A 14,666-nucleotide genomic window follows, 5' to 3' on the forward strand; every position below is an offset into this window, starting at 1 on the left:
GTCCGTCCGGATCAGACCACCAGGCCCGAGAGCTTGCGCAGCGACTCCGTCAGGGCGGCCGTCGCCGAGTCCTTGAGCTTGCCCGCCATCAGGGAGACCGCCGCGCCGGTGAACTCGCCGTCGATCCGCACGGTCGTGGCGTCTTCCCCGTCCGCCGCCAGTGAGTAGCGCGTGGTGACGAGCACGCCCATCGGCCCCTTGCCCTTGATGGCGAAGGCGCGCTCGGCCTCCAGCTCCTCGACCGTCCAGAGCACCTCGGCGGGGAAGCCCATCAGCTTCATGTTCTCCGTGAAGGTGGCACCCGCCTCGAGGGCGGCCGGACCGCCGTTCGGAAAGTTGGTGTGGGTGGCGTTCCACTCGCCGTACGAGGAGAAGTCCACGAGCTGCGCCCAGACCTTTCCGGTCGGTGCCTCGATCCGTGCCTCCGCGCTGACTTCGGCCATGAGACCACCCCTTCACGCGTACCTACTGGGTTCCGGTGTCGCGGAACGTAGCCGGGCGGCCGTGAACATTCAATACTGATGAACCGTCAGTTCTGCGGTGGCCGGCCCCGCCCCGTCGCCGATCCACCAGATCTCGGACGCGTCGAAGCTGTCGGAGGCGCGGGGCGCCGCCTCTTCCTCGTGGCAGTGGAAGGCCGCCCAGAACAGATCGGCCGGCAGCGCCTCCCGGGGCGCGTACACCCGGTACACGTACTGCCGCCCGTCGCGCGCGAGCAGGGCCACCATCCAGAACACGATCGGAAGACGTACGGCGCGGGGCCCGTGGTTGCGTCCGGAGCGCCATGCAAGGCGGCGCGCGCCCCGGGAGGGCGGCGCGCGCGATCTCATCCGTAAGGAGGAGGAACCGCGCGCACGTGCCCAACTCCGGTGGGATGCGGACATGCTTCTCCCCGGCGATGACCCGGCGCCCCGAGCCTGATGAGGTGAGAGGGTGCACCGTCCCGTCCCGATTCCCCAGCAGCCCCTGCGGCCGCCCGCCGCCCCGCGCGCGGAGCTCGCGCCGTTCCTGACGCCGTCCCTCATGGCGGTCGTGACGGGCGCGCGCCGCAGAGCCCTCCGGGACGGCGACCGGCAGATCGACACCGCCCACCTCCTGCACTCGCTCATCGAGGCCGACCCCGAGGCCGCCGCCGCCTTCGAGGACGGCCGGAAGCGCGCCCGCGTCCTCGGCTACCTCGTCCAGCGCTCCATCGGATACGGGCTGCGCTGGCAGCGCTCGGTCGAGGAGTCGGCGGCCGGGCGGCTGCTGCCGGCCACGCGCGGGGCCGAGGGGCAGGACGGGCGGGCCTCCGGATGGTCGCCGGCCGCGACCGCGGCCCTCGAGGAGGCCTTCCGGCGGGCCGCCGAGCGCGGGGACACCCGGGCGCGCGGTCTCGACCTTCTCGCCGTCGTCGCCGCCGATCCGGAGAGCCGGGCCGCCGAGGTGCTGCGCCGCGCCGGGGTCGATCCGGCCGCGCTGAGCGCCCGTGCCGGAGCCCCCGCCGACGCCGGTACGGCCGCTCTGGCGGAAGGCTCCGTTCCGTGGCCTGCCGGGGAGTCGTCTCAACAGGTGTAACGGGGGTTACGCCCCTGACCGCGTCCTGTCATCATGGCCTGATGCACGCGTCTCAGGGGAGAAGCGCCGGCCTGGGACTAGCCCTGGCCTCGGCCTTCGCATTCGGTGGTTCAGGAGTGGCGGCCAAGCCGCTCATCGAGGCGGGACTCGACCCGCTCCATGTCGTCTGGCTCCGGGTCGCCGGCGCCGCGCTCGTCATGCTCCCGGTGGCCTGGCGCCACCGCGACCTCCTGCGCCGCAAACCCGCGCTCCTCGTGGGCTTCGGGCTCCTCGCCGTCGCGGGCGTCCAGGCCTTCTACTTCGCCTCGATCTCCCGCATCCCCGTCGGTGTCGCGCTGCTCATCGAGTACCTCGCCCCGGCCCTCGTCCTCGGCTGGGTCCGCTTCGTCCAGCGCCGGCCCGTCACCCGCGCCGCCGCCCTCGGCGTCGTCCTGGCCGTCGGCGGTCTCGCCTGCGTCGTGCAGGTCTGGTCCGGACTCACCTTCGACCTCGTCGGACTCCTCCTCGCACTCGCCGCCGCCTGCTGCCAGGTCGGCTACTTCGTCCTCTCCGACCAGGGCTCGGGCGACGCCGAACAGGCCGACCCGATCGGCGTCATCGCGTACGGGCTGCTCATCGGCGCGCTCGTCCTCACCGTCGTCGCCCGTCCGTGGGGCATGGACTGGGCCCTGCTCGGCCGCAGCGCCGACATGGACGGCACCTCCGTGCCCGCGTGGCTGCTCCTCGGCTGGATCGTGCTGATCGCCACGGTGCTCGCGTACGTCACCGGCGTCGTCTCGGTGCGGCGGCTCTCGCCGCAGGTGGCGGGTGTCGTGGCCTGCCTGGAGGCCGTCATCGCGACCGTGCTCGCCTGGGTGCTGCTCGGGCAGTACCTCGACGCGCCGCAGATCATCGGCGGCGCGGTGGTCCTGGTCGGCGCCTTCATCGCCCAGTCGTCGACGCCCAAGGCGCCCGGGGCGGGGCCCGTGGCGGGGTCGGCGGCGGAGGTGGCCGGTGCCGTGGACGCCGCGGGTGCGACGGACCGCGATACCGAGTTGTCCGCCCGGCGGCCGGGGACCTAGGGTGCCGATCATGCATGCGACCGTGCTTCCGCCTCCCGCCGCCTAGCGCGCGCGGAGACCTCCTCGACGAAGACCGGGCTCGGCCGGGCGACCTCTCGCCCCCGAGCGGTTCGTCGCTGCCCGCGCGCGGAGCCGAGCGACCACCCTTCCCTCCTGTCTTCCACGGAGAAGTCACGTGTCGAACTCTTCGGAATCCGCCCTGTCCGTCGGGCGGAGCCTGCTCTATCTGATCGTCGCCGGGATCGCCTGGGGCACGGCCGGTGCCGCCGCCTCGCTGATCTTCCGCATCAGCGACATGGGCCCGCTGGCCCTGTCCTTCTGGCGCTGCGTCGGCGGCCTCGTGCTGCTCCTCGGGGCGCTCGCCCTGCGGCCCCGCCGCCGCACGGCCCGTGCGGCCCGGGTCGCCGTGGAATCGCGCGGCCGCCGGACGGCCCGCATCCTCGGGACCGGGATCGGGCTGACCGTCTTCCAGAGCGCCTACTTCGCCGCCGTCGAGGCCACCGGCCTGGCGGTCGGCACGGTCGTCACGCTGGGCGCGGGACCCGTCCTCATCGCCGTCGGCGCCCGGCTCACCATGGGCGAACGCCTCGGCCGCGGCGGCGTCACCGCCGTCACCGGGGCGCTCGCCGGGCTCGTCGTCCTCGTCCTCGGCGGCGGGGCGACGGAGGTCCGGCCGCTCGGTGTCGTCCTCGCGGTCGTCTCGGCGGCGGGATACGCGGCGATCACCCTGCTCACCCGCTACCTCGGCCGCGACGGCGGCCGAACGGACGCGCTGTCCACCACGACCTGGGCCTTCGCGATCGGGGCGGTCGGACTGCTGCCCGCGGCGCTCGCGGAGGGGCTCGTCCCGCACACGGACGCGCCGGTGAGCGTCCTGCTCCTGCTCGTCTACGTGGCCGCCGTGCCGACCGCGCTCGCCTACGCGCTGTACTTCGCCGGGGCGGCGGTCGTCCGGGCCGCGACCGTCTCCGTGATCATGCTCCTGGAGCCGGTGAGCGCGGCCGTGATCGCCGTCTCGCTGCTCGGTGAGCGGCTCACCACCGCCATCGTGCTCGGCACGCTGCTGCTCCTCGCCGCCGTCACGGGCCTCGCGTTCGCCGAGGCGCGGACGGCGACGGCGGAACGGCGGCGGGAGGCCGTGGCGGTGTAGGCGGGGGCGGGCGGCGGGAGCCGTGGCGGTGCAGGCGGAGGCGGGGCCCGTGCCCCGCCGACGTCAGCCGGTGGGGCGGCGGCGCAGCTGGTGGCCGCGGGCCGCCCGGTCGCGCGGGCCGTCGCGCTCGGCCAGCCGCTCCCTCACCCGGTCCTGGACCTCCGCGGGCTTGTTCCCCGCGTACTTGAACTTGGCCCGCACCTCGGTCACCTCAAGGCGCAGCCCCCGGATTCCGGACAGCATGCGGCCGAACGGCGCCTCGCCGGGGACGGCGGGGGCCGTGCCGCCGTCCGGCTGGAAGTGGGCGACCTGGCGGTTGAGCAGCTCCGCCTTCTCCGCCGGGTCGTCGACCACGTGCGCGGTGCAGCGCAGCTGGACGGAGGCGTAGTAGGAGGTGGGTGTGCCGTGCGCGGTGGGCGTGCCCTCGGGGGCCGTCCACGTGCCCGGCACGAAGACATAGTCGTCGACCACTCCGAGGAGCACCGTCGGGTTCGCCTCAAGGGCCCGCCACAGCGGGTTCGGGCGGGCCAGATGGGTCAGCACCCGGCCGTACGGGCCGGGCTCGGCCTCGTAGCGGAAGTGCATCGGCTGCACCCACGGCGGTTTTCCGGGCAGGCCGTTGACGGCGAGCTGGCCGAAGTCGTGCCGGGAGAGCCAGTCGCGCCACTCGTCCTCGTCGTGGGGGGCGTCCCAGGGGTGGATCAGCATCGTCCGTCCGTCCCTTCGTCGTTCGCGGCTTCGCCGTCCGTGGCGCTTCTAGAGCGCGGCCAGGTAGTCGGGCAGGGCGACGGCCGGGTCGAGGTCGTCGGCCGGGACCGGCGCGCCGTATCCGCCGAGCAGGGGGACCACACCGGACCAGTGGGGGAGGGCGAGGTCCTCGGCGTCGTCGTTGGGGCCGCCGGTGCGGACCTTCGCCGAGACCTCGTTCAGGTCCAGGCGGATCACGGCCGTGGCGGCGAGCTCCTTGGCGTTCGCGGGGCGGGAGTCGGCGGACCGGCCGGGGACGACCTGGTCGACCAGCGCGTCGAGGGCGACGCGCAGCTCCTCGGGGTCGGTGACCTGGTGGGCGGTGCCGAGGACCACGACCGAGCGGTAGTTGAGCGAGTGGTGGAAGGCGGAGCGGGCGAGCACGAGGCCGTCGACGTGCGTCACGGTCAGGCAGACGGGCAGGCCTGGGGCCGCCACGCCGTCGCCGGCCGCGCGCAGCGGCCGCGAGCCGGTCGAGCCGTGCACGTAGAGGCGGTCTTCGACGCGGCCGAAGAGGGTCGGGAGCACGACCGGCGCGCCGTCCCGCACGAACCCGAGGTGGCAGACGTAGGCCTCGTCGAGTATCGAGTGGACCAGTGCCTTGTCGTACGACGCGCGCTGGCGGGAGCGGGTGGGGACGGTCCGGTCGGTGGGCGGGTAGGTGTCGACGGCGGCTGTGTCGGTGGTGGCGCTCATTGCGTTCCTCATTGCACTAGTGCATACTTGGGTTTGTGCTAGGAGAGTATCGGATCGAAGGTCGTCGCGCATCGGACATCGCCGCGAGCGTGGAGCGGGGAGTAGGCCTCGGGGCTCTTGAGCCAGGGCAACTCCTCCCAGCGATGCGGGAGTTGGCAGGCCTGCTCGGAGTGAACCCGAACACCGTCGCCGCCGCCTACCGCTCCCTGCGCGAACGCGGGGTCATCGAGACCGACGGGCGGCGCGGCAGCCGGGTGCGCCCACGACCCGCCACCACCGCGCGCGGCTCCATCCGGGTGGAGGCCCCCGCCGGGGTCAGGGACGTCAGCAAGGGCAACCCCGACCCCGCCCTGCTCCCCGCGCTCGGCGAGGCCTTCGCGGAGGTCGCGCGGAGCTACGCCGCACGCCCCGGCATGTACGCGGAGGCGCCCGTCGACGAGGAGTTCGGGCGCCTCGCGCGCGCCGCCTTCGACGCGGACGGAGTGCCGGACGGGCCCGTCGGCGTCACCTCCGGGTCCCTCGACGCCGTCGAGCGGGTGCTCGCCGTGCACCTCCGGCCCGGCGACGCCGTCGCCGTCGAGGACCCGGGCTGGGGCAGCCTGCTCGACCTGGTGCCGGCCCTCGGGCTGCGGCCCGTGCCGATCGCCGTCGACGACGAGGGTCCGCTGCCCGAAGCGGTCGAGCGCGCGATCGGGAAGGACGGGGCGCGGGCCGTGATCGTGACGGACCGGGCCCAGAACCCGACCGGCGCGTGCGTCACCGAGGCCCGCGCGGGGGAGCTGCGGCGCGTGCTCGCCGGGCATCCCGGTGTGCTGCTCATCGAGGACGACCACGGGCACGGGATCGTCGCGCAGCCCCTCCACCCGCTGGCCGGGGGCACCGACCACTGGGTGCTGATCCGCTCGGTCGCCAAGGCCTACGGGCCCGACCTGCGGATCGCCGCCTTCACCGGCGACGCCGAGACCGTCGACCGGGTGCTCGGCCGGCAGCGGCTCGGGCCCGGCTGGGTCAGCCGGCTCCTCCAGGGGACCGTCGCGCACCTCTGGGCCGCGGACGCGGTCGACCCGGCGGTGGTCGCGCGCGCGTACGGGAAGCGGCGCGACGGACTCGTACGGGCCCTCGCCCGGCGGGGCGTCGAGGCCCACGGGCGCAGCGGCATGAACGTCTGGGTGCCGGTGCCCGACGAGACCGGGGCGGTGGCGGGGCTCGTGGCTTCGGGGTGGGCGGTGGCGCCGGGGGCGCGGTTCCGGATGCAGGCGGGGCCGGCGGTGCGGGTGACCGTGTCGGGGCTCGGGGCGGGGGAGATCGAGGGGCTCGCGGAGGCGGTGGCGGGGGTGGTGGGGCCGGTGGTGGCGCGGAGCTATGGGTGAGGTGGGGGTGGGGCGGGGCCTTGGTGTGGCCCTTGCGGGTCGCGCCTTCGCTGCCCGCCGTGTGGGCAATCGTCCCGCAGGGCGGGACGGGTGGGCACACGGGACGGCGCGCTCGGCGGCGCCTCCGCCCCTTGGGCCTGAACCCGCACCAGTTGTGCGGCGTGCACGGGGTGCGGGTCAGGGCGCGGGAGCCTGGGCCCGGCAAGGGGCTCCGTTCCGTTGTGCCCACCCGTTCCGCCCCGGCGGAACGATTGCCCACAACGGGGGTGGGTGGGGGCGCCGGGTTCAGGCGCGGGAGCCTGGGCCCGGCAAGGGGAGCCGTTCCGTTGTGCCCACCCGTTCCGCCCCAGCGGAACAGTTGCCCACAACGGGGGCGGGCGGGGTGCGGGTTCAGGCGCGGGAGCCTAGGCCCGGCAGGGGGTGCCGTCCGTTGTGCCCGCAACGGGGGTGGGAGGGGTGGCGGGCGTTGTGGCCGCAAAGGCGGTGGCGCCGGCCGGTGTCGGCCTGATGGAGCTGGTGGCGCTGTGCGTTGTGCGCGGGGCGGAGGCCGTGGCGGTGGGGGTGTTGCCTGCTACCGGGTGCGGGTGGGGCTTTCGGCGGGATTGGGTGAGGGCCGCGCCCGTGAGGACGATCAGCGCGCCCACCGGGGTGTTCCAGGTGAGTTGTTCGTCCAGGAGGGCCACTCCCGCCGCCGTCGCGATGACCGGGATGAAGTACGTGACCATCGCGGCCGTCGTCGGGCCGACCTCCGCGACCACCCCGTACTGGAGCAGCATCGCGTACCCCGTACCGAGGGCGCCGAGTGCGATCACCGCGAGCAGCGGGAGCACGTCCACGGACGTCGGGAGTGAGGTGAACAGCGGCGTGACGATCGCCAGTTGCAGGGTCGCGAGGCCGACCTGGGAGCCGGCGAGCGAGAGGTTCGAGGCGTCCGTGCCGCTCAGTGTCCTGCGGACGTAGATCCAGCCGACCGCGTAGCTGAAGGAGGCGAGCAGGGCCAGCGCCGTGCCCGTCACGTCGACGCCCGAGAAGCCCTGCCACGCGCCGAGGACCGTGAGCACGCCCACGAAGCCGATGCCCAGGCCGGCCGCGCGGACCCGGGTCGGGCGGTCCTCGGAGAGTGCCACGAGGGAGAGCAGCATGCCCCACAGCGGGGTCGTCGCGTTGCAGATGCCCGCGAGCGTCGAGGGGATGGTCAGCTCGGCGTACGCGAAGAGGGAGAACGGCAGGGCGTTGAGGAGGAAGGCCGCGACCGTCAGATGGCCCCAGACGCGGGCTCCGCGCGGCAGCCGGTCGCGCTTCACGACCAGGGCGACGGCGAGCACCGCCGTACCGAAGAGGAGCCGTCCGAAGGTGACCTGGAACGGCGCGAAGCCCTCCGTCCCGACCTTGATGAAGACGAAGCTGAAACCCCAGATCAGGGCCAGTACGCCGAAGCGGACGCGCCAGTCGAGCAGGCGGGGGGCGGGGGACGCCGGGGACGGTGTGGGCGGGGCTGCGGGGCTCATGCCACTCAGGGTGACCGTCCCGATGTCTTAGGACAAGCGAGAATTCCTCGACCCCTTCCCTTAGTATCGCTTACATGTTGAATCTGGAGCGCCTGCGCACCCTCGACGCCGTCGCCCGGCACGGATCCGTCAGCGGCGCGGCCGACGGGCTCCACGTCACCACCTCCGCCGTCTCCCAGCAGTTGTCCAAGCTGGAGCGCGAGGTGGGGCAGCAGCTGCTCGCCAAGAACGGGCGGGGGGTGCGGCTCACCGACGCCGGGCAGCTGCTCGCCGAGCACGCGGCCCGGATCCTCTCCCAGGTCCAGATGGCGCAGGCCGACATCGAGGCCCAGCGGGGCCAGGTCGTGGGCGAGGTGCGGGTCGCCGCCTTCCCGACGGCCGCCCGGGGCCTGTTCCCGGCGGCCCTCGCCGCCCTGCGCGAGGGGCACCCCGAGCTCCGGGTCCGTACGACGGAGCTGGAGCCGGAGAACGGCGTGCGCGCGGTGCTGCGCGGCGACGCGGACCTCGCGCTCGTCCTGGACTGGAGCAACAAGCGGGCGCCCGTGCCCGGCGGCCTGGAGCGTGCCCATCTGCTCGACGACTCCGCCGACGTGGCCCTGCCCGCCGGGCACCGGCTGGCCGGGCGTGAGGCCTTGGACCTGGTGGACTTCGCCGACGAGGAGTGGGTCTCCTGGCCGGAGGGCGAGTTCTGCCACGACTGGCTGATGTTCACGCTGCGCTCGCAGGGCATCGAACCGCGGATCGGTCACCTGGCGGGGGAGCACCACACGCAGCTGGCGCTCGTCGCGGCGGGACTCGGGGTGTGCGTCACACCCCGGCTCGGCCGACCCGTACCGGAGGGGGTCGTCTTCGTGCCCGTACGGCAGCAGGTGCGGCGTCACATCTACGCGACCTGGCGCGCCGACGCGGGCCGCCGGCCCTCCGTACGGGCGGTCGTCGGCGCGCTGCGGGCGGCGGCCGAGCCGTTGGGGAGCTGAGCCGGGGGTCAGAGGCCCGCCAGTTTGCGGAAGTCCCAGGACGCGATCGCGTCCGGTGTCAGCCGCATCCAGGCGTGCCTGCCGTCGTGCGGCATCGCGTCCAGGCCGAAGTTCTTGGCGGCGAAGAGCTGCTCGGGCACGTCGAGTTCGGGGCACGCCTCGCCGGTGCGCGGGGCCTCGCCGACGAAGGTGACGGTGCCCGAAAGCTCCACACCGCGCAGTTCGCCGTAGTCCTCGCCGTCGTCCACCACGACGGCGATCCTCGGGTCGGAGCGCAGCTCCGCCCAGCGGCGGCTGCGGGTCAGCGAGTACAGCCAGAGCGAGGAGCCGTCCCAGGCGTACCAGAGCGCGCTCACGTGCGGGCGGCCGTCGGCGGAGACGGTCGCGACCCGGCAGGTGCGCTGTTCGGCGAGGAAGGAGTCGAGCTCCGCCGGGGTCATCATGATCCGGCGTCCACGGCGCTGTGCGACGGTCATCGTCGGCACCCTTCTGGATTTCTGATGAGACGTCAGAAAGCATGGGGGGCCATTCGCGTGCGTGCAAGGGGAGGGACCATGGAGCAGAGGGCGGGAGAACGGCTCGCGGAGCGGATCCGGCCGGACGGCGGGGTCGTACTGCTCACCGTCGAATGCCAGCAGGGAGTGGTCGGGAGGGGGAGCGCACTGCCCGAACTGGCCGCAGTCGCCCGCTCGTCGGGGGCCCTGCGGAACGTCGCACGGCTGGTGGCCGCCGCGCACGAGGCGGACGTCCAGGTCGTCCACGCCGTCGCCGAGCGGCGCCCCGACGGGCGGGGCGCCAACAGCAACGCCCGGCTCTTCCGGGCCGCGGCACGGCTTCCCGTGCAGCAGCACAGCGGAAGCACGGCGGTGCGGATCGCCGAACCGATCGAGGTCGCCGAGGAGGACCTCGTCGTACGGCGGCTGCACGGGCTCTCGCCGCTCGCCGGGACCGATGTCGACCCGCTGCTGCGCAATCTCGGCTGCCGGACCCTGATCGTCACCGGTGTCTCCGCCAACGTGGCCGTGCCCAACGCCGTCTTCGACGCCGTCAACCTCGGCTACACCGTGGTCGTGCCCGGGGACGCCATCGCGGGGGTGCCGGCCGACTACACCCCCGCGATGATCCGTCACACCCTCGCGCTCGTCGCCACGATCACCACGACCGACGAGATACTCGCCTGCTGGAAGGCGCCTCGGCGGTCCGGCGGTCCGGGAGCGCGGTGAGGGCGGCTGACGCGGCGAGGGCGTCGGGCACGGCGAGGGCGTCGAGCACGGTGAAGCTGCCGGGCGCGTCGGGCGCGGCGGGTGGGCCGGGCGCGTCGGGCGGAGGAAGGCCCGGGAACGCCGGGGGCTTCGTCAGCCGAGACTGATCGAGTCGCCGACCACCTGGATCGGTGTCGGCGGCAGTGGGGAGCCCGCCGGGCCGGACTTCACGCTGCCGTCCGACATGTCGAAATGGCTCTGGTGGCACGGGCAGACGATGACGCCGTCCTTGACGCCGCTCACGGCGCAGCCCGCGTGGGTGCACTTCGAGGAGAAGGCCAGGAACTCGCCCGCCTTCGGCTGGGTGATGACGACGCCCTTGTCGGCGAGGACCTTCCCGCCGCCCACCGGGATGTCCGCGGTCCGTGCGAGCGTCTCGCCCTCGGCCGTTTCCGCCTTGTCGTTCGTGCCGCCACCCCCGCATGCGGTGAGCGCCGCTGCCAGGCCCGCGCCGCCCGCTGCCGCGACGACCGTCCGGCGTGCCACTCCGCTCATGTGCTGCCCCTCTTCCCTCGTGCGTCCGGAGCCATGGTGCTCCTGCCAGAAGGTACGTCTGTGACCTGTGTCCCGTTCACAGGATCGGGCGTTCGCCTCCTTACAGTTCTTACTAGAGTGTCAGATCCTGGACATCTGGTGATGGAACTGTCCATCCGACGGGAGGCGACGGGCATGCTGACGCGGTCGGTGAGTGCCCATCACGTACGAGCCGTGCTCCTGGCCGCCGAGCGGCGCGGGGTCGCCACCGGGCCGCTGCTCGCCCGCGCCGGCCTCTCCCCGGCGCTCGCCGAGGCGGCCCTGAAGGAGGAGTGGACGCCGGCTCCGGCCCCGGGCACGGCTCCGGCCCCGGGCACGGCTCCGGCCCAGGCCCCGGTCACGGCCGAATCGGCGGCCCGGGTGACGGCCGAGCAGTTCGGACAGCTCGTCAGAATGCTCTGGGCCACGCTCGACGACGAACTCATCGGCCTCGGCGGCGCGCCCAGCAAGGTCGGGACCTTCGCGACGATGGCCCACGTCGTGGTCCACGGCAGCCGTGACCTGCGCGAGGCGCTCCGGCGGGCCGGCACCTTCTACTCCCTCTTCCCTGGCGGACCGAGCTTCCGCCTCGTGGAACCGGTGGCGGGCCTCGCCTGGGCCGACGGTGTCGACGAGGCCCGGATGGAGTTCGACGTCTCCGGGTACGACGACCCCCTCCACTTCGGCGCCGAGTCCACCGTCCTCGTCGCCCACCGCTTCGCCGGCTGGCTCGTCCGGCGCCGGATCGGCCTGCGCCGTGTCGAGCTCATGCACCCCGAGCCCCGGCACGCGCGCGAGTACGCCCTCCTGTTCGGGGCGCCCTGCGTCTTCGGCGCCGCGCGGACGGCCGCCGTCTTCGACCGGGCCGACCTCGACGAGCCGGTCCTGCGGGACGCGGCCGCGCTCAAGGTCTTCCTCCGCCGCGCCCCCGTCGACGTGCTCGTCGGCGCCGACTACGGCAGTACCGCGACCGGCCGGGTGCGGCATCTGATCGGGAGGTCCCTGCCCACCGGGCCGGTGCCGACGCCCGAGGAGCTCGCCGGACGGCTGTCCGTCAGCCCGCAGACCCTGCGCCGCCAACTGGCCGCCGAGGGCACCACGTACCAGCGGCTCCGTGACCAGGTGCGGCGCGATCACGCCCTCGCCGAGCTGACCGGCGGCCGGATCTCCATCGAGCGGCTCTCGCGCCGGCTCGGCTTCTCCGAACCCAGCGCGTTCCACCGGGCGTTCCGGCGCTGGACCGGCGAGACACCCCGGGCCTACCAGGCCAGGGCACGCGCCCGGGACCCCCGGGGCGCACTGGATCCGACGCCGCGCGCCCGGGACCCTCGGGGCGCACCGGATCCGACGCCGCGCGCCCGGGACCCCCGGGGTGCAGCGGATGCGACGCCGCGCGCACCCGGTCAACAACCCTGAGCGGTACGGTCACAGCCGCCGCCCCGCGCTCGTCCTACCGTCCCGCCATGACCGAAATCGACCGGTCCGGAGCCGTGCGGGCCCCGGACCGCCGCCGCACCCGCACCCGCGCCCGCGCCCGTCCCCGTACCCGGCCCGGGCCCCGGTGACCGTGCGCCGGGCGGTCGGTGCCGTCCTCGGGGCCGGCGTGGTGCTCTGCCTCGTCGCCGTGGTGGCCGTGACGGCCCTCGGTATCCGGATCGACGGCACGAGCATGGCGCCGACCCTTCAGGAGGGGGACCGGATCCTCGCGGCGCCGGGTTCCGCGGGGAAGGCGCACCGGTTCGACGTCGTGCTGCTCCGGGCCACCGGGAAGGACACCCTCCTGGTCAAGCGGGTGATCGGCCTGCCCGGTGACCGGGTCGGCATCGTCTCCACGCCCGGGGAGCCCTTCCAGGTGCTCGTGCAGGAAGGGGGAGAGGGCCCGGTCCGGCGGGTGGTGGCGCCCCAGTGGGCGTCGCAGGCCCGTCGTACGGGCGCGTGCTGCGGTCCTGACGGGACCCGGTCGGCGCGGTCCGAGCTGCGGACCGTACCCGAGGGGTCGTTCTTCTACCTGGGCGACAACCCCGACCTGTCGGACGACTCGCGGGCGTACGGCTGGGGCGAGATCGCGCGGATCGAGGCGAGGGTCGGGGTGCGGGCCTTCCCGGTCTCGGCGTCCCCGGACATCGGCAACCGGCCGGTCCTGGAGGAGTACCGGGGGCCGGGCCCCTAGCAGGGTCCTGTCGATCAGGCCGGGGTCGCGCGTGGGGGCGGTACCGTCTCGCCGCCCGTGCTCAGGGCGACCCGGACCACGGTGTCCGCGATGCGCCGGGCCGACTCCTCGGGCGAGGCGCCGGCCTGGACGATGTGGCTCGCCGTGAGCCGGACCGCCGCGTCCACGGCGAGTTCGCGCGCCACCGGGTCGATCGTCGGCCAGGCCTCGGCGGCGTACGCGTCGGCCATCGCCGTCGCCGTGTCGAAGGCCGCTGCCGAGCGGGTCGTCAGATAGGAGAGGAGGCCGTCCTCGCCGGTGCTCGTCAGCATGGCCCTGATCAGCGGGTTCCGGCCGGCCAGCGTGAGTGTGAAGCCGACGGCGGCCTCGACCGCCGCGCGCAGGTCGTCCCGGTGGGCGTCGAGGCCCTCCTGGATGCCGACGAGGCAGCGCTCCAGCTCGCGCTGGAAGAGGGCCTCGCCGACCGCCTCCTTCGAGGGGAACTCCGAGTACAGCGTCTGGCGGCTGACGCCGACCGCGCCGGCCACGTGCGCCATCCGCAGCTTGTCGAAGCCGCGGTCCGCGACGGTCTCGTACGCGGCGTCCAGCAGGCGCTCGCGCAGCAGTGTCCGGACCGTCTCCCTGAACCGTGGCATCGGGCAAGCCTAGTCCAGAGGAATTCCTCTCAGGATTGTTCGAAGTATTGACACTTCATCAGAGAGTGTCCAATTCTCGAACAAGCAGCCATGAAGTGTCGTACGTCTCCGGCAGCCACGACCGACCAGCCCCATCCGGCCGCGGGACGCACGGCTGAGTCCACATCCCCACCCGCGCGGCGTGTGCGGGACGACGGTTGGAGATCACATGCAGCACGAGACCAGGGGCGTCACCCGCTGGCGCAGATCCGCGTTCCTCGCCGTGCCCGCCGCGGCGGCCGTCGCCGCCATGGCCACGGCCATGGTGCAGGGCGCGCTCGCCGCGAACCTCTCGCTCACCAGCGTCCCCTTCACCCTCAGCTCGAAGACGGTGGCGGCGCCGCAGGGCATCGGCGCCGTCATGCACACCATCGACGCCGGCGGGGCCAAGGGCGCGGCCGAGGTCGGCATCGCCAAGGCCGGCCTCGACGGCATCTGCGTCCACGCCGTCCAGTCCGTCGACCTCCCGGTGATCGGGAGCCTCGGCACCTGGTCGCTCAACATCTCCTCGCCGGCGGCGGCAACCCCGCTCACCAGCGACCAACTCGTCGCCGGCGGCGGTCTCCAGGCCAACAAGCTGGTCCTGGACGCCCAGTCCCTCAAGGCCGCTACGGCCACCCTCAACGCGAGCGCCACCACCCCGAACGTCATCGGCGCCGCAGCCGACGGGGCCGGCATCAAGGGCTCGGGCATCACCGACGGCACTCCGGGCCAGTTCGGCCTCGACGCCACCGGCGGCCGTACCGACATCAAGAACCTCCACGCCGACGCCAACGGCGCCACGATCTCCGGCGCGATCACCCTGCCGGACCTCGCCATCGGCATCGCCCACGGCGACAAGGGCTGCTGAGCCGACCGGACCCGCACCGCACGGCACGTCACCACCGGCCGGGGCTCCGGGGTCTGTCGCCACCGGCCGGGGTCCGTCGCCACCGGCCGGGGTCCGTGCTCCACGCGCGGCACCGCCCCCGGCCCCCACCC

General features: G+C 74.1%; 17 protein-coding genes. 9 read left to right on the forward strand and 8 right to left on the reverse strand.

The features are described 5' to 3' along the window. Positions 1-11 precede the first annotated feature (11 nt). Both AMK27_RS00095 and AMK27_RS00100 read right to left on the reverse strand, forming a co-directional pair. Entirely contained in the window at positions 12-443 is a 432-nt protein-coding gene (locus AMK27_RS00095; protein ID WP_073901975.1) for a type II toxin-antitoxin system Rv0910 family toxin, read from the reverse strand. Positions 444-512: 69 nt separating this feature from the next. Further along, positions 513-737: a hypothetical protein gene (locus tag AMK27_RS00100; protein ID WP_073901976.1), complete on the reverse strand. Its 225-nt coding sequence runs from the start codon at positions 735-737 to the stop codon at positions 513-515. 196 nt (positions 738-933) lie between these two features. On the opposite strand from AMK27_RS00100, the gene AMK27_RS00105 reads away from it, so the two are divergent. The 3 genes from AMK27_RS00105 (at position 934) to AMK27_RS00115 (ending at position 3,768) form a co-directional block, all read left to right on the forward strand. After that, entirely contained in the window at positions 934-1,557 is a 624-nt protein-coding gene (locus AMK27_RS00105) for a Clp protease N-terminal domain-containing protein (protein ID WP_073901977.1), read from the forward strand. Positions 1,558-1,598: 41 nt separating this feature from the next. After that, the gene (locus tag AMK27_RS00110; protein ID WP_073901978.1) at positions 1,599-2,618 is read left to right on the forward strand and encodes an EamA family transporter; all 1,020 of its coding nucleotides are present in this window, start codon (positions 1,599-1,601) and stop codon (positions 2,616-2,618) included. Positions 2,619-2,793: 175 nt separating this feature from the next. After that, positions 2,794-3,768, forward strand: a complete 975-nt coding sequence (locus tag AMK27_RS00115; RefSeq protein ID WP_073901979.1) for a DMT family transporter — start codon at positions 2,794-2,796, stop codon at positions 3,766-3,768. Between the two features lie 63 nt (positions 3,769-3,831). Here the strand turns inward: AMK27_RS00115 and AMK27_RS00120 are convergent, their stop codons facing one another. Both AMK27_RS00120 and AMK27_RS00125 read right to left on the reverse strand, forming a co-directional pair. Then, positions 3,832-4,476 carry an FMN-binding negative transcriptional regulator gene (locus AMK27_RS00120; protein WP_073901980.1) on the reverse strand — a complete coding sequence of 215 codons (645 nt, stop codon included), beginning with the start codon at positions 4,474-4,476 and terminating at the stop codon, positions 3,832-3,834. Positions 4,477-4,524: 48 nt separating this feature from the next. Then, positions 4,525-5,211 (reverse strand): pyridoxamine 5'-phosphate oxidase family protein, encoded by a 687-nt coding sequence (locus AMK27_RS00125; protein WP_198955776.1) that lies wholly within the window; start codon positions 5,209-5,211, stop codon positions 4,525-4,527. A gap of 35 nt (positions 5,212-5,246) precedes the next feature. Here AMK27_RS00125 and AMK27_RS00130 point away from each other — a divergent pair, with 35 nt between their 5' ends. Beyond that, positions 5,247-6,581: an aminotransferase class I/II-fold pyridoxal phosphate-dependent enzyme gene (locus AMK27_RS00130; protein WP_073901982.1), complete on the forward strand. Its 1,335-nt coding sequence runs from the start codon at positions 5,247-5,249 to the stop codon at positions 6,579-6,581. Positions 6,582-6,985: 404 nt separating this feature from the next. On the opposite strand, the gene AMK27_RS00135 is transcribed toward AMK27_RS00130, so the two are convergent. After that, the gene (locus AMK27_RS00135; protein ID WP_073901983.1) at positions 6,986-8,089 is read right to left on the reverse strand and encodes a DMT family transporter; all 1,104 of its coding nucleotides are present in this window, start codon (positions 8,087-8,089) and stop codon (positions 6,986-6,988) included. A 74-nt stretch (positions 8,090-8,163) separates the two neighbouring features. Here AMK27_RS00135 and AMK27_RS00140 point away from each other — a divergent pair, with 74 nt between their 5' ends. Next, a complete protein-coding gene (locus AMK27_RS00140; RefSeq protein WP_073901984.1) occupies positions 8,164-9,066 on the forward strand; it encodes a LysR family transcriptional regulator in 903 nt (300 codons plus the stop codon). An 8-nt stretch (positions 9,067-9,074) separates the two neighbouring features. On the opposite strand, the gene AMK27_RS00145 is transcribed toward AMK27_RS00140, so the two are convergent. Then, positions 9,075-9,542, reverse strand: coding sequence for a pyridoxamine 5'-phosphate oxidase family protein (locus tag AMK27_RS00145; protein WP_073901985.1), 468 nt, complete (start codon positions 9,540-9,542; stop codon positions 9,075-9,077). A 78-nt stretch (positions 9,543-9,620) separates the two neighbouring features. On the opposite strand from AMK27_RS00145, the gene AMK27_RS00150 reads away from it, so the two are divergent. After that, positions 9,621-10,289 (forward strand): cysteine hydrolase, encoded by a 669-nt coding sequence (locus tag AMK27_RS00150; protein WP_073901986.1) that lies wholly within the window; start codon positions 9,621-9,623, stop codon positions 10,287-10,289. A gap of 132 nt (positions 10,290-10,421) precedes the next feature. Here the strand turns inward: AMK27_RS00150 and AMK27_RS00155 are convergent, their stop codons facing one another. Beyond that, positions 10,422-10,823 (reverse strand): Rieske (2Fe-2S) protein, encoded by a 402-nt coding sequence (locus tag AMK27_RS00155; protein ID WP_073901987.1) that lies wholly within the window; start codon positions 10,821-10,823, stop codon positions 10,422-10,424. Positions 10,824-10,940: 117 nt separating this feature from the next. Here AMK27_RS00155 and AMK27_RS00160 point away from each other — a divergent pair, with 117 nt between their 5' ends. Together AMK27_RS00160 and lepB are read left to right on the forward strand one after the other, a co-directional pair. Next, positions 10,941-12,257 (forward strand): AraC family transcriptional regulator, encoded by a 1,317-nt coding sequence (locus tag AMK27_RS00160; RefSeq protein WP_241847251.1) that lies wholly within the window; start codon positions 10,941-10,943, stop codon positions 12,255-12,257. Between the two features lie 145 nt (positions 12,258-12,402). Beyond that, a complete protein-coding gene (gene lepB, locus AMK27_RS00165; protein ID WP_079188117.1) occupies positions 12,403-13,011 on the forward strand; it encodes a signal peptidase I in 609 nt (202 codons plus the stop codon). 14 nt (positions 13,012-13,025) lie between these two features. Here the strand turns inward: lepB and AMK27_RS00170 are convergent, their stop codons facing one another. Next, entirely contained in the window at positions 13,026-13,646 is a 621-nt protein-coding gene (locus AMK27_RS00170; RefSeq protein WP_073901988.1) for a TetR family transcriptional regulator, read from the reverse strand. 208 nt (positions 13,647-13,854) lie between these two features. Between AMK27_RS00170 and AMK27_RS00175 the strand changes: the two genes are divergently transcribed. After that, a complete protein-coding gene (locus AMK27_RS00175) occupies positions 13,855-14,535 on the forward strand; it encodes a DUF6230 family protein (RefSeq protein WP_073901989.1) in 681 nt (226 codons plus the stop codon). Positions 14,536-14,666: the final 131 nt, after the last annotated feature.

The organism is Streptomyces sp. CB02009, from assembly GCF_001905825.1.
Classification (GTDB): domain Bacteria; phylum Actinomycetota; class Actinomycetes; order Streptomycetales; family Streptomycetaceae; genus Streptomyces.

Excerpts from the sequence above, each read along its gene's own strand:
- AMK27_RS00150 (WP_073901986.1), top strand. The coding sequence starts at position 9,621 with ATGGAGCAGAGGGCGGGAGAACGGCTCGCGGAGCGGATCCGGCCGGAC.
- AMK27_RS00155 (WP_073901987.1), bottom strand. The coding sequence starts at position 10,823 with ATGAGCGGAGTGGCACGCCGGACGGTCGTCGCGGCAGCGGGCGGCGCG.
- AMK27_RS00135 (WP_073901983.1), bottom strand. The coding sequence starts at position 8,089 with ATGAGCCCCGCAGCCCCGCCCACACCGTCCCCGGCGTCCCCCGCCCCC.
- AMK27_RS00140 (WP_073901984.1), top strand. The coding sequence starts at position 8,164 with ATGTTGAATCTGGAGCGCCTGCGCACCCTCGACGCCGTCGCCCGGCAC.
- AMK27_RS00110 (WP_073901978.1), top strand. The coding sequence starts at position 1,599 with ATGCACGCGTCTCAGGGGAGAAGCGCCGGCCTGGGACTAGCCCTGGCC.
- AMK27_RS00095 (WP_073901975.1), bottom strand. The coding sequence starts at position 443 with ATGGCCGAAGTCAGCGCGGAGGCACGGATCGAGGCACCGACCGGAAAG.
- AMK27_RS00120 (WP_073901980.1), bottom strand. The coding sequence starts at position 4,476 with ATGCTGATCCACCCCTGGGACGCCCCCCACGACGAGGACGAGTGGCGC.
- AMK27_RS00175 (WP_073901989.1), top strand. The coding sequence starts at position 13,855 with ATGCAGCACGAGACCAGGGGCGTCACCCGCTGGCGCAGATCCGCGTTC.
- AMK27_RS00125 (WP_198955776.1), bottom strand. The coding sequence starts at position 5,211 with ATGAGCGCCACCACCGACACAGCCGCCGTCGACACCTACCCGCCCACC.
- AMK27_RS00170 (WP_073901988.1), bottom strand. The coding sequence starts at position 13,646 with ATGCCACGGTTCAGGGAGACGGTCCGGACACTGCTGCGCGAGCGCCTG.
- AMK27_RS00145 (WP_073901985.1), bottom strand. The coding sequence starts at position 9,542 with ATGACCGTCGCACAGCGCCGTGGACGCCGGATCATGATGACCCCGGCG.